This is a genomic window from Aurantimonas sp. DM33-3 (genome assembly GCF_014334315.1).
In the GTDB taxonomy this organism is placed as follows: Bacteria; Pseudomonadota; Alphaproteobacteria; order Rhizobiales; family Rhizobiaceae; genus Aurantimonas; species Aurantimonas coralicida.
In genome coordinates, this window is record NZ_JACSGS010000001.1 from 193021 (window position 1) to 211011 (window position 17991).

Genomic DNA, 17991 nt, shown 5'->3' on the forward strand with positions numbered 1-17991 from the left:
CCATGAAGGTCACCTACCGCGACGACGGCGTTGCCGAGTATCGATCGATGCAGGGCGAGGCGCTCGATGCAATCGCCTTCCGCCACTACGGCACGCATGAGGACACCACCGAGCTGCTACTTGACGCCAACCGCGGGATCTCCAGTCTCGGCCTGGTGCTGCCGCTCGATACGGTTGTGGTGCTGCCACCTCTGCCGGTGCAGCCGAAACCTCGCTCTGTGATCAGTCTCTGGGATTGATCTGAGCGCAGCCCGCCCTGCCGCGAGGCCAATCTCAAATCGGAGGTCATCATGTTCACGCAAGCCGAGAGGCGGGCGGTCGGGGAAGCTGCGCGTGCTGAGGGCATTGGCCCAGAGGCGCACGTCCTTGCCGTCACGCAAGTTGAGAGCGCCGGGGTGATCTTCGCCCAGGTGGATGGGCGCGACGAGCCGCTCATCCGCTTCGAAGGGCATATCTTCTACCGCCGCCTGAAGGGCGGACAGCGGGACCGCGCTGTCGCCGAGCGTGTCGCGCACCCGAAGGCGTTGCGGGTGAAGAACCCCCGCTCACAGACAGGGCGCTGGAAGCTCCTCGCCCTGGCGATGCGGATCAACTCCGAGGCCGCTCTTGAGTCGTGCAGCTGGGGCGTCGGTCAGGTGATGGGCTTCCACTGGCGCTCGCTCGGCTATGCCAGCGTGCACGAGCTGGTGGACGTTGCCCGGTCCGGTCTGCGCGGCCAGGTCGAGCTGATGCTCCGGTTCATCAAGGTGAACCACCTCGACGACGAGCTCGAAGCTGGGCAGTGGGACCCCTTCGCCCGCGGCTACAACGGCCCCGCCTACCGCAAGAATCGGTACGCCCAGAAGATGCGGGCGGCTGCTGCAATGTTCGGCGGCCGTATCGTCGTCTCGGACGGCATGCTGCGGATGGGGTCGAAGGGTGCCCGCGTGCGCGAGCTGCAGGCGCTCCTCCTTCGCGCCGGCCATGCCGTCGGCGTCGACGGCGACTTCGGCCCGGCGACCAAGGCCGCGCTTGTCGCTTTCCAGAAGGCAGCCGGGCTCACGCCCGACGGCGTCTACGGACCGAAGACCGAAGCTGCGCTTGGCGAGCACCGGCAGTCTGCCGACGACAAGCCTGGCAAGCAGGCGGTCACCGAGATCGAGGAAGTGCAGAAGGGTGCCGGCGCTGCCGTCGCCGGCACGCTCACGATCGAGGTGGTCAAGTCCACTCTCGACCAGGCGGCCGAGCAGATCTCTGGCGCCGGCATTGCCTCGCCGGTGATCGATCTCATCGTGTCTGGGCTGACGATCGCCTCGGCCGTCATCGCAGTCGGAGGCGTCGCCTATGCGGCTTGGGGGTTCATCAAGTCGAAGCGGACGGTGGAAGCATGAGCCCGACCCTCAAAGAGCGCGACGAGAGCATGGACGTTTATGCTCTCCAGATTGTTCTCGGCGCCCTCGGCTACTGCACCTCGATGGACGGCACCTACGGTCGGATGACGACCAACGCGGTGTCGCACTTCCAAGAGAAGCACAAGCTGCCGATGACGGGAGAGGCCGACTCGCGGACCGCGCGACGGATCAAGCTCGAGATCCAGGAGCGAGGCCGGCGCCTGCGGAGCGCCGCCTTGGCGGCCGGGCAGGTGGCGTGATGTTTGGCCTCTCAACCTTTCAGCTGGTGAGCGGCGCTGCGCTGGCGGCGTTCATCGCTGGCGGCGCTGCCTACGTCATCCACCAGGCCAACGAAGCCGGGCGCCATTCTGAGCGCACAACCGTCAACGACAGAAACAGGAGCGCTGGTGATGCCGGTGAAGATGCTCGCCTTGATCGTGCTGCTTGCGTCGCTATCGGGCTGCGCTGGGACTTTGTCGCCAGCGAGTGTGTCCGCGACCCCTGACCTGCGCCGTGCTCTTGGCACGGCATTGCCCGGCGCTCGCGGCGCTACGGCAGCGGACCAGAACGCGATCGATGACACGGTCGCCGGGGGCTGCCGCATCGGGCTCTACAAGCCGCAGGAATGCTCCCGGCATAATGAGGTGCCACGTTGATCGTCTTCCGCATCTACAGAGGCGTCGCTGATCATTTTCCCATTCGCGTGTCCGAGTGGGTGATGGTCTGGCCAGCGATGGGCATGTGGGCCGCGCTTCAGGCGATGCCAGATATGTTCTCCGTCTCGCCGTCGTATGAGTATCTGGCGCGTTGGGCCAGCGAACAATCGTGGGCGTGGATCATCATGGCCTGCGGCATGGTTCGGCTGGCCGCGCTGACCATCAACGGAACGTTCAAGGGCTTTGCCTTCTCGCCCCACATCCGGGCGGTGGCCTCGATCGTCGGCGTAGCAATCTGGTCGCAGATAAGTCTCGGGTTCCTCATGGCCTTCCTGACAGGCGGCGGCGCGCTTTCCGGCGTCATCGGCTGGTCAACGATGGTGCTGCTCGAAATCATGAACACCTACCGCTCCTGGTCGGACGTGGGGAAGAATGCAGCGAGGCGGTGAGGATGGAATGGCTGGCAGGGATCGACCTGGAAAAACTCGCCAATGCCCTCGTGATCCTGATCGTTGGCCTTGCTGCAGGACTCGGGTTCAAGCGAGGCAGAAGCTCACCGGAGCCGACCAATCGTGCAGGACTTGAGGTGGCGACGGACTTCTTCGACAGCGAGGCGATCAAGAGACTGACTACTGAGGTAACGGGGCAGGCCTACGCGACGACTCAGTCCGCGATGGCTGGCAAGGAGCAGGCGGCTGCGGCTCGGGTGCTGGCGAAGGCGATCGACGACCACGCCCGCGCCGTCATCGACCACAAGGAAGAGGTCCAGGAACTTCGTCACGAGATGAGCCGACGCCGCTGACGAAGCGTCATTGCTCGGACCGTTTCATATCGCTACCACTACAGCTGCGCATCGTGAGTGCGTGCATACCGGCCCGGCTGCTCTTCGTGGGTGGCCGGGCCTTTTTTGCGTTTCAGCCGGCCGAACGTCACGCTGCCAATCGAGACGGAGGATTGGCGAGCGAAAAGTCTGGACGGCGGTTGAAGGCTGGGAGGCTTTAAAAATCGCTGGGTGATACAGAAGCATTGATCGATATGCGATTCAAAATGCGGCTGAATACGCTCTCCTTTGGGCGATATCGAACCGTACTTCGGAAGCTCCGACCGTCAGGGGTGACTTCAAATCCAAATTCGCCCTCGGCCACGTAACCAACCTCCTCGAGGGCGCTGATGATAGCCATAGGGTCTTGCTCGTCAACGATTGTAGCGTGTCCAGGAATGTGTCCACTTTGATCTGTAAGCCGCACAGCAGCTTCCAGCCTGGCGCGATCGTTAACTCCTTGCTCTATCAGGCCTAGCCGAAGTTCATCCGCTGCGGGAAAGAAGTATTCAAACACGCCAAGTTTAAGCAACAGCTCCTTGGCATCTCGCACGTCTTCGGAACGGAGCATTTCCCACTCCGATGACTGGAGCTCGTAGAATGGGATAGGGCAGACGCCGTGTCTCCGATCGATTGCAAGCGTGTCCATCGTGAGAAGCGCATCGACCGAGATGAAGCCGCTACCTTGATCACGTCCAACCATCGCTAGGATATTCTGCCAATCTAAGAGCGCCAGTTGCTGGGTCACCGCCACCAGCTGACTCACAACCGGCGACGAGGTTTGCTGAAATGCCTCCATCATCGCCGCAAAACCGCCTCGCTCGAAGCGACTCATCGCTAGGCGCTGAGCGCGCTTTTGAACCTCCATCGGTCTTTTCGCTACCCGTTGGAAAGAGTCCACCACGCTTGGGACATCGATCCCGCTAGCACCAATTTTGTCGCGGAAATTTCTCGCCAAGAAGCCAAGGTCGATGCTGAGCGGCCGCGCCACTAACACCCTCGTGCCTGGCATGGTCGCCTGGACATCAACCTGCGTAAGGGCCGCGACCCTCGGATCCGGATCGACAGAAAAGAGAATGAGGCGCTTTCCGGGATCATCAACCGCTAACGCCGCGAATTGATGGTCAATCCCGCTCATCCCGCGTACCACCGGGTGTTCTCGAGCCTCGGCGCCCAAGGCGTGCGAGATATTTATCCAGAGTGGGTCAATTGACATAGGACTAATCATCCGTGGCAAGAGAGCGTAAGACCGAAACGCTTTGGGCAAGGTGGGTTTCATGCCAGCGTCTGTTTTCGTCTGGTGCGCGGCAGGACGATAAGATTGGTTGTGGATTTTCTACCGCCCCGGCACCTTAGCCTGCACTATCATGGTGATGTCCCGGCTGCCGCACGCGGAGCACTTTACCGGTGGCGACCACTTGATGAAGGCCTGAGAGCGCCCCCATCGGCGAATCGCCTCGTCAAGATCGAGGCCGAGCTTCCGATTGCAGGAACCACAATACCAGGCGAGCCCCATGCCGTTGTCGGACAGCTTGCCGAGCGTGTCGATCTTGTGCGGGTCGTCGCTCAATCCCACTCCCTGTTTACGCCATTCCATGCGTCGGCCACGTCAGCATAACCGATCGCCCGCAGCAATTCGTCGATGACCTGCGAGCTGTCGGATCGCGCGGCGGCGGGATCGGGATGCTGGGCGATCTCGCGCAGGGCAGCGATGGCCTTCTCGCGAGTGTCGGCATGCTCCAATGCGAAGCGCGCGGACGCTTCATCTTGCGGCTGGACGGCATCGCCGGACCATGGACTGTCTGGCAAGTTGGCCTCCATCTTTCGAGTGGCACGGCAAGAACGCAGCGTGAACCAAATAGTGGCACGCGCTGCGCCGAGTGAAACAGGCCACTGTTTTCGCTCAATCTCCAGCAGCCTTCCAAGCTGAATATGCGGGTTCGATTCCCGCTACCCGCTCCAGACCTCCTGCATTTCCCGATCTCATCCGCTGTGCTGATCAAACCGTGTGCGCCCGCGTGCGGCGTCTTTGTGTCCGGCACGTTTGTGCAGCGCTTGTCATTGGCCGCCGCACTCGTTATGTCGCGCCCGGACTCACGCATCCGCTAAGTTGGGAGCCGACGATGGCCAAGAGCAAATTCGAGCGCAACAAGCCGCATGTGAACATCGGCACGATCGGTCACGTTGACCATGGCAAGACGTCGCTGACGGCGGCGATCACGAAGTACTTCGGCGAGTACCGTGCGTACGACATGATCGACGCGGCGCCGGAAGAGAAGGCGCGCGGCATCACGATCTCGACGGCGCATGTGGAGTACGAGACGGAAGCCCGTCACTACGCCCATGTCGACTGCCCGGGCCATGCCGACTACGTGAAGAACATGATCACCGGTGCCGCGCAGATGGACGGCGCGATCCTGGTGTGCTCGGCCGCCGACGGCCCGATGCCGCAGACCCGCGAGCACATCCTCCTGGCCCGCCAGGTCGGCGTGCCGGCGATCGTGGTGTTCCTGAACAAGGTCGACCAGGTCGACGACGCCGAGCTCCTGGAGCTGGTTGAGCTCGAGGTTCGCGAGCTGCTGTCGTCCTACGATTTCCCGGGTGACGACATTCCGATCATCAAGGGCTCGGCGCTGGCCGCCCTCGAGGACTCCAACAAGGAGATCGGCGAGGACGCGGTGCGTGAGCTGATGAAGGAAGTCGACGCCTATATCCCGACCCCGGAGCGTCCGGTCGACCAGCCGTTCCTGATGCCGATCGAGGACGTGTTCTCGATCTCGGGTCGTGGCACGGTGGTGACCGGCCGCGTCGAGCGCGGCATCGTCAAGGTCGGCGAGGAAGTCGAGATCGTCGGCATCCGCGACACCAAGAAGACGACGGTGACCGGCGTCGAGATGTTCCGCAAGCTGCTCGACCAGGGCCAGGCCGGCGACAACATCGGCGCGCTGGTTCGCGGTGTCGATCGTGAAGGCGTCGAGCGCGGTCAGGTCCTGTGCAAGCCGGGTTCGGTGAAGCCGCACACGCGCTTCATGGCCGAGGCCTACATCCTGACGAAGGAAGAGGGTGGCCGTCATACGCCGTTCTTCACCAACTACCGCCCGCAGTTCTACTTCCGCACGACGGACGTGACCGGCGTGTGCACGCTCCCCGAGGGCACCGAGATGGTGATGCCGGGCGACAACGTGACGATGGACGTGACGCTGATCGTGCCGATCGCGATGGAAGACAAGCTGCGCTTCGCCATCCGCGAAGGCGGCCGCACCGTCGGCGCCGGCATCGTCGCCTCGATCATCGAGTAGTCTGGCGGCGGGCGCGCAACGCCGCGCCGCCCCGCTATGCTGAAGTTGACGGGCCCCTTCGCGGGGCCCGTTTGCGTTTGCGGTGCCGGAGGCGCTCGCGGCTGAGGCGGAGAGGGCAGGGCCGGTGAGATCCACGCGGCCACGCATGGCGCCGGGCGCGGGCCAGATCCGATTGCGCCGACTGTTGCGTGCAGCGCCATCCGCGCTAGAAACCGGCAGGTGTTGCGAGGAGATCGCCAGTTGCGAGTATGGACCGTCAGCGAGGAGAAGGCCGGCACGCTGACCCAGTGCGTCGGCGTGGCCGAGCATCTGACAGACGAGCCGGTCGTCCATACGGTGGAGCGGCTGCCGAAATGGCGGCGCGGACTGTTCTCTCCCTACTGGCGCAGCCGCGCAGCCGAACCGGACATCGTCATTTCCTGTGGCTGGTTCGCCGAACGTCACGTGGCCCGTATCCGCGAGCGTTTCGGCGGACGGCCGTTTGCCGTGCATCTGCAACCGCCCGCACCCCCGTCGCGCAGCATCTACGATCTTGCCTTCGTGTCCCGGCACGACTGGAAGAGCCCGCGCCTGGACGGCACCGATTATCGCAGCATGATCGGCGTGCCCCATCGCATCAAGCGGACGGCGCTGGACGAGCGTCGCGTGGCCGCGCGCGGCCGCTGGCTGGCCGAGGGCGACGACCGGCCGATCGTGGTGATGCTGCTGGGCGGGGCCAACGGCGCCTATGACTACGACGCGCCGACGATCGACCGGCTGGTCGCCAGCGCCCGTGATCTGGTGGCGGAGGGCTGGCTGGTTCTGGTCTCCACCTCCCGCCGCAGCGACCCCTCGCTGCTGGACGCCCTGCTGCATGTCGGCGAGCCGGACATCCGCGTCTGGGACCGGACCGGCGACAATCCCTATCGGGACTATCTCGCCGCGGCCGACGCCTTCCTGATCAGCAAGGACACGGTGACCATGCATTGCGAGGCGCTGACATCCGGGCGGCCGGTCTACAGCCTCGATCTCGCGCCGATCCCGGGCGAGCGCCTGGAAAAATTCGAGTGGTTCCATGAGGATATGCAGGAGACGCTGGGTCTGACCCGGCCGTTCGCCGGCGATCTCGCCCCCTACGACTACACATTCGCCGATCAGTCGCTGGAGATTGCCGAGACGATCCGCGCCGAATACGCCGCACGGCGGTGAACGGCGGCACGCCCTCCGGCACCGGGCTGACGCCGCACCTCTTGGCGATCCGCGAGGCGCACCGCGCCCAGATGGACCGCCTCGGCCTGCTGCGGCGTCGCTGGGTGCTGCTGGGCGGCGCCCCGGACCCGGCCATGCCGGATGCCCTGCGGGCTAGCCACGCCCGGGTGGACATCAACAATTCAGGCCTGGCGGCGAAGCGTTTCGGCTGGGGACCGGCGGATCTGAGCGTGCGGCGGCCGGTCGAGTCATGGGCGGTCTTTCCCGATATCGAGGCACGGGCCATGCTGTGGTTCAGCCCGCGGCCGAGATGGCGCCAGCACTGGAAGCTGCTGCGCCAGCGCAAGGCGAGGATCGGCGCCCTGGTGTCGATGCACCCCGACGACCGCGAAGCGGTCAATCTGGCGATGATCGGCCCCGAAATGATCGACATCGGCGAACTGGGTAAACCCTCGACCGGAATTGCAGCGCTCTGCTACGGCCTGTTTCTCGGCGTGCCGGAGATCGTGCTGTCGGGTTTTTCCTTTGCCCGGGCCGGCCATTCCTACGACACGCTGGCACGTCCGCGCATGCAGATCGCTGAGGATCGCTACGCCCTCGAAACGCTGCGCGAGGATCCGCGCGTCGCGACAAGCGAGCCGGAACTCGCGGCCGATCTCGGCTTGCGGCTGTGGACGCCCTGAAGCGCGCCGCGATGCAACAGCCGCTCCGGATATTGCGCGGCGTTGGCCTTTGCCGGTCGCGGGTGTATGACGCCACGGTTCAGCAATTCAGCAAGGTGACCTCGTGACGCAACCGACAGTTCAGGTCTTCATCGGGTTCGATTCCAAGGAGGTGATTGCCTATCACGTCCTGTGCCAGAGCATTCTCGAGCGCTCGACCGTGCCCGTGGTGTTCTCGCCGCTCTATCTGCCCAACCTGGAAGGCGTGTTCCAGCGCGAGCGCAACGCGCTGCAGTCGACGGAATTCTCCTTCTCGCGCTTCCTGGTACCGTATCTGTCGGGGTTCACGGGCTGGAGCCTGTTCATGGACTGCGACATGCTGATGCGCGCCGACATCGCCGAACTGTGGGCGCTGCGCGACGATCGCCATTCGGTCATGTGCGTCAAGCACGACTACCAGCCCAAGGTGGAGACCAAGTTCCTCGGCCAGACGCAGACCAAATACGAGAAGAAGAACTGGTCGAGCGTCATGCTGTTCAACAACGCCAAATGCCAAGCGCTGACGCCGGACTACGTCAACACCGCCACCGGCCTGCAGCTGCACCAGTTCAAATGGCTCGACGGCGACGAGAACATCGGCGAACTGCCGGCGGAGTGGAACTGGCTGGTCAATGAATACGACCACAATCCCGAGGCCCGGAACGTGCATTTCACCGATGGCGGGCCGTATTTCGACGAGTATCGCAACGACGACTACGCCGAGGAATGGTTTGCCGCGCGCGAGCGGACGCTGTTCGTCCAGCAGCGCGGCGCCTGAGGTCTTGCGGCGGGACTGCGGGATATGAGCGCCATGACGCAGGCGAGTGATGCGCGCGGGCTGCCCGAATCGCGTGACGGCTGGGCGGCGTTCTTCGGCGGCTTCGCCCGCGTCGTCCTCGTCGCCAACAGCGACGCGGTCGATATCGCGGCGCTGTCGGCGCGCTACGGCGACGGCACGCTCTTCGTCTTCTTCAACAAGGTGTTCAAGGTTCTCGACGCGCCCTTCGATCGGCCGTCGTTGCTGATCGCCCGCAGCAGCCAGGCGGGCGCCAACATCGTCTACCGCCGGGAAGTCGGCGCCGTGCTGCAGTTCCTGCGCGGTCCGCAATTCCATGGCATCGCCAATCTGAAGGCCGGCGCCGCAGAGACCTTCAGCCCGGCCGAATCCTTCGAGGGCGCGCCGGTCGGCTTCCTCGACCTCGCCCCGGTCTTTGCCGATTTCTATCCGACCACCCATGTCCCGACGAGCGGCTTCGCGCTGGCCTTCTGGCTCGCCGAAGCCTGTCCGGCACTGCCGATCGTGCTGGCCGGCTTCACCGCGCGCCGCTCGACGCGCTGGAAGCTGTTCCACGACCATGAGTGGACCTTCGAGCAGATGGTGAACCGGCTCTTGGTGCGCACCGGTCGCCTGACGATGGATGGCGGCGGTAGTGCCGGCGAATGGTCGCGAATCGCCACGCGGATTCCGGGCGTCACGGCCGCCGATGTCGCGCTCGTCTCCTCGGAGGTTCTGTCGGAACGGCTCGAAGGCACCAATCAGGCGATCGACCGGCTGATGTCGCTGACGCGGCTGCAGGGCCGGCTCGACGCATTCCTGCGCGGGCTGAAGCCGAAGACGCGAAAGCAGAAGCTGGCGGAGCAGGCGGCCAGGGCATCGTCAGAAGGCAAGTGACGAACGCCGCGGCCGGTTCGTTCGAATATCGACTCATGCGCAGCCTCAACACTCGCTGGTGTCGGGCAAGTGGTCGCGATGGCCAGACTTGTCCGTTTCGCGGGTGAGGGCGGTTTAGTCCTGCGTCCTGTGAGCGCGGTTTCGGCACTCCGGGCGGTGTTTCGACGAAAAAGGGTGTTGCAGTTCGCGCCGCGAGGCGATATCTGGGCGCCACCGTAGGGGTATAGCTCAGTTGGTAGAGCGGCGGTCTCCAAAACCGCAGGCCGTAGGTTCGAGCCCTACTGCCCCTGCCAGCAACGCGAACGAGAGTTTTCCCCGGCAGCCCTTGTGAATCATTCCGAGGGCGGCTAAGTGGGGCATTCTTAATGACATATGGCGCGTGGGGCGATCGCTAGCCTTCATGCGCCTTAGCCGTGAGCGGTTTATGGCCAAGACCAATCCCTTCAGCTTTCTTCAGCAGGTCCGGTCGGAGACCGCGAAGGTGACGTGGCCCACCCGTCGCGAGACCGTCATTTCGACGATCATGGTTTTCGTGATGGTGGCGTTCGCCGCGACCTTCTTCTTTATCGCGGATCAGCTGCTCGGCTACGTCGTCGGCCTGATCATGAGCGTCTGATCCGGACGCTGCAGGAGTTATCACCAGTTTCATGACCGCTCGTTGGTACATCGTCCACGCCTATTCGAATTTCGAAAAGAAGGTGGCAGAATCGATCGAGGAGCAGGCCCGTCAGAAGGGTCTGTCCGATAAATTCGAGAAGATTCTCGTGCCGACCGAGAAGGTCGTCGAGGTGCGCCGCGGCCGCAAGGTCGATGCCGAGCGCAAGTTCTTCCCCGGCTATGTCCTGGTCAAGGCCGAGCTCACCGACCAGGTGTTCTCGATGATCAAGAACACGCCGAAGGTCACCGGCTTCCTGGGCGCCGAGAACCGGCCGACCCCGATCACCGAGAAGGAAGCCGAGCAGATCCTCGCGCAGGTCCAGGACGGTGTCGAGCGGCCGAAGCCGACCGTCTCCTTCGATATCGGCGAGCAGGTGCGGGTCTCCGACGGCCCCTTTGCGTCGTTCAACGGCATCGTTCAGGAAGTCGACCAGGAGCGCGCGCGTCTCAAGGTGGAAGTTTCGATCTTCGGGCGTGCGACGCCGGTGGATCTCGAATTCGGTCAGGTCGAGAAGGCCTGATCCGAACGGGCGCCAAGCCCATCCTCGTGCGGGAGGCGCTCGGGCTTTAGCCGGCCCCTGTTCCGGACCGCGCGGACTGCAGACTGCCGGATGTCCGGCTGGCTTCGTGCCGGCCGCCCGGCGTGAACATTGAAGGCAGGTACAAATGGCTAAGAAAGTACAGGGCCAGCTGAAGCTTCAGGTCCCGGCCGGTTCGGCGACGCCGTCGCCGCCCATCGGTCCGGCGCTGGGTCAGCGCGGCATCAACATCATGGAATTCTGCAAGTCGTTCAACGCGCAGACCCAGGAGCAGGAAAAGGGCCAGCCGATCCCGGTGGTCATTACCTACTACCAGGACAAGTCCTTCACCTTCGCGATGAAGACCCCTCCGGTGAGCTACTTCCTCAAGAAGGCCGCCAACCTCAAGAGCGGCTCCAAGGAGCCGGGTCGCAGTGTCGCCGGTTCGGTGACGCGCGAGCAGGTTCGCGAGATCGCCGAGAAGAAGTTCAAGGATCTGAACGCGAACGACATTGATGCGGCGGTTCTCATGGTCGAGGGCTCTGCCCGCTCCATGGGCCTCGAAGTGGCGGGCTGAGACGATGGCAAAGAGTGGCAAGCGAATCCGTAGCGCCCGCGAGGGCATCGAGCGCACCAAGCTGTATGGCCTCGACGAAGCCGTGCAGATGCTCAAGGACCGGACCAAGACCAAGTTCGACGAGACCATCGAAGTTGCGATGAACCTCGGCGTCGACCCGCGTCATGCCGACCAGATGGTCCGCGGCGTGGTCAACCTGCCGAACGGCACCGGCCGGACCGTCCGCGTCGCCGTCTTCGCACGTGGCGACAAGGCCGAGGAAGCCAAGGCTGCCGGCGCCGACATCGTCGGTGCGGAAGACCTCGTCGAGCAGGTCCAGGGCGGCACGATCGACTTCGACCGTGCGATCGCCACGCCAGACATGATGGCCCTTGTCGGCCGTCTCGGTAAGGTGCTCGGCCCCCGCGGTCTGATGCCGAACCCGCGCGTCGGTACGGTGACCCCGGACGTCGCAGCGGCCGTCAAGGCTTCGAAGGGCGGCGCCGTCGAGTTCCGCGTCGAGAAGGCCGGCATTGTGCATGCCGGCGTTGGCAAGGCCAGCTTCGACAGCAAGGCGATCGTGGAGAACATCCGCGCCTTCGCCGATGCGGTCCAGAAGGCCAAGCCGTCGGGCGCCAAGGGCAACTATGTCCAGCGCATCGCGGTGACCTCGACGATGGGCCCCGGTGTGAAGGTCGATCCGTCGACCGTCGGCGCCTCGCAGGCCTGACCCTTACAAATTGGAAGCGGCGTCCCTATATCCGCCGCTTCCCCATCAAGGTTCCGGGCTCGTCCCGGTACGTGGAGGCTTTTGAAAGCCTCCTGAATGCCTGTCCGAGATTGTGGGCGGCCGGTGCTTCGGCTCCGGTCATAATCGTTAGATAGCCCTCATGAGACGGGGAAGTTCCGAGTTTTCCGGCATCGCCGGTCTGGTCGGTTCGAACCTCTGAATGCCTTGCGTCGCCCATCGGTTCCACGGAGCTGCTGCGGGTTGGCCGGGGGGACAGGATCTCCGAGCGTCGCCCGGATGGTCCGGGCGGCAAAAGGCAACCGGCCTCGTTTCGCAAGAACCGGGGCTAACTGGAGAGAGGCAGTGGACAGAGCGGAAAAGCGCGAATTCGTCACGTCCCTTCACGAGACCTTCCAGGCCTCGGGAACGGTCGTCGTGGCCCACTATGCCGGTCTCACGGTCGCGCAGATGAACGATTATCGTTCGAAGATGCGCGTCGCGGGAGGCACCGTCAGAGTCGCGAAGAACCGCCTCGCCAAGATCGCTCTTGAAGGCACGGACGCCGCAGGCATCTCGAATCTGTTCGAGGGCCAGACGCTGATCGCTTATTCGAGCGATCCGGTGGCGGCGGCCAAGGTGACCAACGACTTCGCCAAGGGGAACGACAAGCTCGTTATCCTCGGCGGTTCGATGGGCGCCACGACACTCGATGCAGACGGTGTGAAGGCCTTGGCCACCATGCCGTCGCTGGACGAACTCAGGGCCAAGCTGGTCGGCATGATCAATACGCCGGCTACTCGGATCGCTGGAGTTCTCCAGGCGCCTGCGGGGCAACTCGCACGCGTTTTCGGTGCCTATGCCAAGAAAGACGAAGCGGCGTGAGGATGGTTCCTCGCTGCACACCTCAAAGTTCGAACCTGAAGGAATACTAACATGGCTGATCTCGCCAAGATCGTTGAAGACCTGTCGGCCCTGACCGTCCTCGAGGCGGCTGAGCTGTCGAAGATGCTCGAAGAGAAGTGGGGCGTCTCCGCCGCCGCTCCGGTCGCCGTTGCGGCCGCTGGTGGTGGTGCTCCGGCCGAAGCCGCCGAAGAGCAGACCGAGTTCAACGTGATCCTCGCATCTGCCGGTGCGCAGAAGATCAACGTCATCAAGGAAGTCCGTGCGATCACGGGTCTTGGCCTCAAGGAAGCCAAGGACCTCGTCGACAACGCGCCGAAGCCCGTCAAGGAAGGCGTGGACAAGGCCGAGGCCGACAAGATCAAGGACCAGCTCGAGAAGGCTGGCGCCACGGTCGAAGTCAAGTAATCGCGGTTCGCCGCGCTTACGCAGAACATCCGGGGGCGGGACGGCAATTTGCCGTTCCGCCTTCCGTGCTCGCCATAGGGTTCCGGCCCTTCGGGGTCGATCAGGCGGGCAGGGCACTCTCCGCGGTGCGGCACGGTAAGACGCGGGACGGGAATGCAGTGCGTGTGTTCGAACGGCTTGCCGGCAAGCCTTTCGAAGACGCGGGCCCAGCGCCCGACAGATCGGTCAGTCGCTGCCGCCGCAGGGCGCAGCGGAGTCTCTCGGCGGAGAGACAGAGGAATTTCAGCCCTTTGGTCGAGGGCGATATCACGAGAAGGAGCGACGATGTCTCAGACGACGACGTTTAGCGGTCGCAGGCGCGTGCGCAAGTTCTTCGGGTCGATCCCCGAAGTGGCCGAAATGCCGAACCTGATCGAGGTCCAGAAGGCCTCCTACGATCAGTTCCTGATGGTGGACGAGCCGGTAAACGGGCGTCTGGACGAAGGGTTGCAGGCCGTCTTCAAATCGGTCTTCCCGATCTCCGACTTCTCCGGCCAGGCCATGCTGGAATTCGTCAAGTACGAGTTCGAGCAGCCGAAATTCGATGTCGAGGAATGCCGTCAGCGCGATCTGACCTATGCTGCGCCGCTGAAGGTGACGCTGCGCCTTATCGTGTTCGATGTCGACGAGGACACCGGCTCCAAGTCCATCAAGGACATCAAGGAGCAGGACGTCTACATGGGCGACATGCCGCTCATGACGATGAACGGTACCTTCATCGTCAACGGCACCGAGCGCGTCATCGTCTCGCAGATGCACCGTTCGCCGGGCGTCTTCTTCGACCATGACAAGGGCAAGAGCCACTCGTCGGGCAAGCTGCTCTTCGCGGCGCGCGTCATTCCCTATCGCGGTTCCTGGCTCGACATCGAGTTCGACGCCAAGGACGTCGTGCATGCGCGCATCGACCGGCGCCGCAAGATCCCCGTGACCAGCCTCTTGATGGCGCTGGGCATGGATGGCGAAGAGATCCTGTCGACCTTCTACGACACCGTGAAGTTCGAGAAGGACAAGAACGGCTGGCGCGTTCCCTTCTCGGTCGAGCGCGTGCGCGGCCAGGGTGCGGTCGTCGATCTGATCGACGCCGACAGCGGCGAAGTGCTGGTCGAGGCCGGCAAGAAGGTCACCGCGCGCCAGGCGCGTCAGATGCAGGAGAAGGGCGTCAAGGCGCTCCGTGCGACCGAGGACGATCTGGTCGGCTCCTACATCGCCGAGGACATCGTCAATCCCGAGACCGGCGAGATCTATCTCGAAGCCGGCCAGGAACTGGAGATGACCGTCGACGCCAAGACCGGCGAGCGCAAGGGTTCGCTGATCGACCTGATCAATGCGGGCTACGACGAGTTCACCGTTCTCGACATCGACCACGTCAATGTCGGCGGCTACATCCGCAACACCCTCGCGGTGGACAAGAACGAAGGCCGTCAGGACGCGCTGTTCGACATCTACCGGGTCATGCGCCCGGGCGAGCCGCCGACGATGGAAACCGCCGAGGCGATGTTCCAGTCGCTGTTCTTCGATTCCGAGCGCTACGATCTGTCGGCCGTCGGCCGCGTCAAGATGAACATGCGTCTCGACGTCGACGCCGAGGACACCGTGCGCGTGCTGCGCAAGGAGGACATCCTCGCGGTCGTGCGCACGCTGGTCGACCTGCGCGACGGCAAGGGCGAGATCGACGACATCGACAATCTTGGCAACCGCCGGGTGCGCTCGGTCGGCGAGCTGATGGAGAACCAGTACCGCGTCGGTCTGCTGCGCATGGAGCGGGCGATCAAGGAGCGCATGTCGTCGGTCGAGATCGACACCGTCATGCCGCAGGACCTGATCAACGCCAAGCCGGCGGCCGCCGCCGTGCGCGAGTTCTTCGGTTCCTCGCAGCTCTCGCAGTTCATGGACCAGACCAACCCGCTGTCGGAAATCACCCACAAGCGTCGTCTCTCGGCGCTTGGACCCGGTGGTCTGACCCGCGAGCGCGCCGGCTTCGAAGTCCGCGACGTGCATCCGACCCATTACGGCCGTATCTGCCCGATCGAGACGCCGGAAGGCCCGAACATCGGACTGATCAACTCGCTCGCCACCTTCGCGCGGGTGAACAAGTACGGCTTCATCGAGAGCCCGTACCGCAAGGTGGTCGATGGCGTGGTCACCCACGACGTCGTCTATCTGTCGGCCATGGAGGAATCCAAGCATCACGTCGCCCAGGCGAACGCGATCCTGACGGATGACAACCAGTTCCAGAACGAGTTCGTGGTCTGCCGCCACCAGGGCGACGTCTTCATGACGCCGCGCGACAATGTCGACCTGATGGACGTCTCGCCGAAGCAGCTCGTGTCGGTCGCGGCCGCGCTCATTCCGTTCCTCGAGAACGATGACGCGAACCGCGCACTGATGGGCTCGAACATGCAGCGTCAGGCTGTGCCGCTGGTGCGCGCCGAAGCGCCGTTCGTCGGCACCGGCATGGAGCCGATCGTGGCCCGCGACTCGGGTGCCGCCATCGGCGCCCGCCGCACCGGCATCGTCGACCAGGTCGACGCGACGCGTATCGTCATCCGGGCGACCGAGGATCTGGAAGCCGGCAAGTCCGGCGTCGACATCTATCGTCTGATGAAGTTCCAGCGCTCGAACCAGAACACCTGCATCAACCAGCGTCCGCTGGTCGCGGTGGGTGACCGGGTCGAGAAGGGCGACATCATCGCCGACGGTCCGTCGACGGATCTGGGCGATCTCGCCCTCGGCCGGAACGTGCTCGTCGCGTTCATGCCGTGGAACGGCTACAACTACGAGGATTCCATCCTCCTGTCCGAGCGCATCGTCGCCGACGACGTCTTCACCTCGATCCACATCGAGGAGTTCGAGGTCATGGCGCGTGACACCAAGCTTGGACCCGAGGAGATCACGCGCGACATTCCGAACGTCTCGGAAGAGGCGCTGAAGAACCTCGACGAGGCCGGCATCGTCTATATCGGTGCCGAGGTGCAGCCGGGCGACATCCTGGTCGGCAAGATCACGCCGAAGGGCGAAAGCCCGATGACGCCGGAAGAGAAGCTTCTGCGCGCCATCTTCGGTGAGAAGGCGTCCGACGTCCGCGACACCTCCAACCGCATGCCTCCGGGCGCCTATGGCACCGTCGTCGAGGTTCGCGTGTTCAACCGCCACGGCGTCGAGAAGGACGAGCGCGCCATGGCGATCGAGCGCGAGGAGATCGAGCGCCTCGCCAAGGACCGCGACGACGAGCAGGCGATCCTGGATCGCAACGTCTACGGTCGCCTGATCGAGATGCTCGACGGCAAGGCTGCGGTCGCGGCGCCGAAGGGCTTCAAGAAGGGCTCCGTCATCACCGCCGAGGCGATGGGTGAATACCCGCGGTCGCAGTGGTGGATGTTCGCCGTCGAGGACGAGAAGACCCAGGCGGCTCTCGAGGATCTGCGTAACGTCTATGACGAAGCCAAGAAGACCCTCGAGCAGCGGTTCATGGACAAGGTCGAGAAGGTCCAGCGCGGCGACGAGCTGCCCCCGGGCGTCATGAAGCAGGTCAAGGTCTTCGTCGCCGTCAAGCGCAAGATCCAGCCGGGCGACAAGATGGCCGGCCGTCACGGCAACAAGGGCGTTGTCTCGCGGATCCTGCCGGTGGAAGACATGCCGTTCAATGCGGACGGCACCCATGTCGACATCGTGCTGAACCCGCTGGGCGTGCCGTCGCGCATGAATGTCGGACAGATCCTGGAGACCCATCTGGGTTGGGCCTGCGCCGGCATGGGCCGGAAAATCGGCGACATGCTGGAGGCCTACCAGACCAGCAAGGACGTCTCGCCGCTGCGCGACGAGATTGCCGGGCTGCTGGGCGACAGCGATCGCAACGAGAAGGTGAAGAACTACGACGACGAAAGCGTTCTGACGCTGGCCAAGCAGATGAAGCGCGGCGTCTCCATCGCCACGCCGGTCTTCGACGGCGCGGTCGAGCAGGACATCGTCGAGATGCTGGAGAGGGCTGGGCTGAACGGCTCGGGCCAGGTCACGCTCTATGACGGGCGTACCGGCGAAGCCTTCGATCGGCAGGTCACGGTCGGCTACATCTACATGCTGAAGCTGCACCACCTGGTGGACGACAAGATCCACGCCCGTTCGATCGGACCGTACTCGCTCGTGACCCAGCAGCCGCTGGGCGGCAAGGCGCAGTTCGGTGGCCAGCGCTTCGGCGAGATGGAGGTCTGGGCGCTCGAGGCATACGGCGCGGCCTACACGCTGCAGGAGATGCTGACGGTGAAGTCGGACGACGTCGCGGGCCGTACCAAGGTCTACGAGTCGATCGTGCGCGGCGACGACGCGTTCGAATCCGGCATCCCGGAGAGCTTCAACGTGCTGGTCAAGGAAATGCGCTCGCTCGGCCTCGACGTCGATCTGGCGAACTCCGCCGCCGAGCTGCCGGCTCCGGCCGACCTGCCGGACGCTGCCGAATAGGCCATTCATGACAGGACCGCGG

The 17991-nt window shown here is 64.1% G+C and carries 21 protein-coding genes and 1 tRNA gene; 19 read left to right on the forward strand and 3 right to left on the reverse strand.

Annotated elements, in window-relative coordinates; translation table 11 throughout:
- Positions 1 to 2: 2 nt before the first annotated feature.
- The 6 genes from H9Q09_RS01230 to H9Q09_RS01255 all read left to right on the forward strand — a co-directional run bounded on the left by H9Q09_RS01230 (position 3) and on the right by H9Q09_RS01255 (position 2828).
- A complete protein-coding gene (locus H9Q09_RS01230; RefSeq protein WP_187389588.1) occupies positions 3 to 239 on the forward strand; it encodes a tail protein X in 237 nt (78 codons plus the stop codon).
- 51 nt (positions 240 to 290) lie between these two features.
- Entirely contained in the window at positions 291 to 1370 is a 1080-nt protein-coding gene (locus tag H9Q09_RS01235) for an N-acetylmuramidase domain-containing protein (protein WP_187389589.1), read from the forward strand.
- Positions 1367 to 1630 (forward strand): peptidoglycan-binding domain-containing protein, encoded by a 264-nt coding sequence (locus H9Q09_RS01240; protein WP_187389590.1) that lies wholly within the window; start codon positions 1367 to 1369, stop codon positions 1628 to 1630. The genes H9Q09_RS01235 and H9Q09_RS01240 overlap by 4 nt, the downstream gene beginning before the upstream one ends.
- Positions 1630 to 1875: a hypothetical protein gene (locus H9Q09_RS01245; protein ID WP_187389591.1), complete on the forward strand. Its 246-nt coding sequence runs from the start codon at positions 1630 to 1632 to the stop codon at positions 1873 to 1875. The genes H9Q09_RS01240 and H9Q09_RS01245 overlap by 1 nt, the downstream gene beginning before the upstream one ends.
- 147 nt (positions 1876 to 2022) lie before the next feature.
- Positions 2023 to 2475 carry a hypothetical protein gene (locus H9Q09_RS01250; RefSeq protein ID WP_187389592.1) on the forward strand — a complete coding sequence of 151 codons (453 nt, stop codon included), beginning with the start codon at positions 2023 to 2025 and terminating at the stop codon, positions 2473 to 2475.
- A 2-nt stretch (positions 2476 to 2477) separates the two neighbouring features.
- Positions 2478 to 2828, forward strand: a complete 351-nt coding sequence (locus H9Q09_RS01255) for a hypothetical protein (protein WP_187389593.1) — start codon at positions 2478 to 2480, stop codon at positions 2826 to 2828.
- A gap of 196 nt (positions 2829 to 3024) precedes the next feature.
- On the opposite strand, the gene H9Q09_RS01260 is transcribed toward H9Q09_RS01255, so the two are convergent.
- Genes H9Q09_RS01260 through H9Q09_RS01270 form a run of 3 tightly spaced genes read right to left on the reverse strand, consistent with a single transcriptional unit; the run spans position 3025 to position 4655 of the window.
- Entirely contained in the window at positions 3025 to 4125 is a 1101-nt protein-coding gene (locus tag H9Q09_RS01260) for a hypothetical protein (protein WP_210315166.1), read from the reverse strand.
- Between the two features lie 57 nt (positions 4126 to 4182).
- Positions 4183 to 4416, reverse strand: coding sequence for a hypothetical protein (locus H9Q09_RS01265; RefSeq protein WP_187389595.1), 234 nt, complete (start codon positions 4414 to 4416; stop codon positions 4183 to 4185).
- Positions 4413 to 4655 (reverse strand): hypothetical protein, encoded by a 243-nt coding sequence (locus H9Q09_RS01270; protein ID WP_187389596.1) that lies wholly within the window; start codon positions 4653 to 4655, stop codon positions 4413 to 4415. The genes H9Q09_RS01265 and H9Q09_RS01270 overlap by 4 nt, the downstream gene beginning before the upstream one ends.
- A 314-nt stretch (positions 4656 to 4969) precedes the next feature.
- Here H9Q09_RS01270 and tuf point away from each other — a divergent pair, with 314 nt between their 5' ends.
- From tuf to rpoB, 13 genes are all read left to right on the forward strand, one after another.
- Complete coding sequence (gene tuf / locus H9Q09_RS01275) at positions 4970 to 6145, forward strand: elongation factor Tu (protein ID WP_060577032.1); 1176 nt, start codon at positions 4970 to 4972, stop codon at positions 6143 to 6145.
- Positions 6146 to 6385: 240 nt separating this feature from the next.
- Entirely contained in the window at positions 6386 to 7333 is a 948-nt protein-coding gene (locus tag H9Q09_RS01280) for an ELM1/GtrOC1 family putative glycosyltransferase (RefSeq protein ID WP_187389597.1), read from the forward strand.
- Positions 7330 to 8016 (forward strand): hypothetical protein, encoded by a 687-nt coding sequence (locus H9Q09_RS01285; RefSeq protein WP_187389598.1) that lies wholly within the window; start codon positions 7330 to 7332, stop codon positions 8014 to 8016. Before H9Q09_RS01280 ends, H9Q09_RS01285 begins: the two co-directional genes overlap by 4 nt.
- A 103-nt stretch (positions 8017 to 8119) precedes the next feature.
- Positions 8120 to 8812, forward strand: a complete 693-nt coding sequence (locus H9Q09_RS01290; protein WP_187389599.1) for a glycosyltransferase — start codon at positions 8120 to 8122, stop codon at positions 8810 to 8812.
- A gap of 24 nt (positions 8813 to 8836) precedes the next feature.
- Positions 8837 to 9706, forward strand: a complete 870-nt coding sequence (locus H9Q09_RS01295) for a 3-deoxy-manno-octulosonate cytidylyltransferase (RefSeq protein ID WP_246715950.1) — start codon at positions 8837 to 8839, stop codon at positions 9704 to 9706.
- Between the two features lie 217 nt (positions 9707 to 9923).
- Positions 9924 to 9999 (forward strand) — tRNA-Trp (locus tag H9Q09_RS01300).
- 131 nt (positions 10000 to 10130) lie between these two features.
- On the forward strand, positions 10131 to 10322 hold the full coding sequence (secE, locus tag H9Q09_RS01305; RefSeq protein WP_029703862.1) for a preprotein translocase subunit SecE: 192 nt from the start codon (positions 10131 to 10133) through the stop codon (positions 10320 to 10322).
- A 31-nt stretch (positions 10323 to 10353) separates the two neighbouring features.
- Positions 10354 to 10884, forward strand: a complete 531-nt coding sequence (gene nusG / locus H9Q09_RS01310) for a transcription termination/antitermination protein NusG (RefSeq protein WP_009209743.1) — start codon at positions 10354 to 10356, stop codon at positions 10882 to 10884.
- A gap of 145 nt (positions 10885 to 11029) precedes the next feature.
- Positions 11030 to 11458 (forward strand): 50S ribosomal protein L11, encoded by a 429-nt coding sequence (rplK, locus tag H9Q09_RS01315; RefSeq protein ID WP_009209742.1) that lies wholly within the window; start codon positions 11030 to 11032, stop codon positions 11456 to 11458.
- A gap of 4 nt (positions 11459 to 11462) precedes the next feature.
- A complete protein-coding gene (rplA, locus tag H9Q09_RS01320) occupies positions 11463 to 12167 on the forward strand; it encodes a 50S ribosomal protein L1 (RefSeq protein ID WP_024352398.1) in 705 nt (234 codons plus the stop codon).
- Positions 12168 to 12530: 363 nt separating this feature from the next.
- On the forward strand, positions 12531 to 13049 hold the full coding sequence (gene rplJ / locus H9Q09_RS01325) for a 50S ribosomal protein L10 (RefSeq protein WP_009209740.1): 519 nt from the start codon (positions 12531 to 12533) through the stop codon (positions 13047 to 13049).
- A 51-nt stretch (positions 13050 to 13100) separates the two neighbouring features.
- Positions 13101 to 13475: a 50S ribosomal protein L7/L12 gene (gene rplL, locus H9Q09_RS01330; protein WP_009209739.1), complete on the forward strand. Its 375-nt coding sequence runs from the start codon at positions 13101 to 13103 to the stop codon at positions 13473 to 13475.
- A gap of 324 nt (positions 13476 to 13799) precedes the next feature.
- The gene (gene rpoB, locus H9Q09_RS01335) at positions 13800 to 17969 is read left to right on the forward strand and encodes a DNA-directed RNA polymerase subunit beta (RefSeq protein WP_187389600.1); all 4170 of its coding nucleotides are present in this window, start codon (positions 13800 to 13802) and stop codon (positions 17967 to 17969) included.
- Positions 17970 to 17991 lie beyond the last annotated feature (22 nt).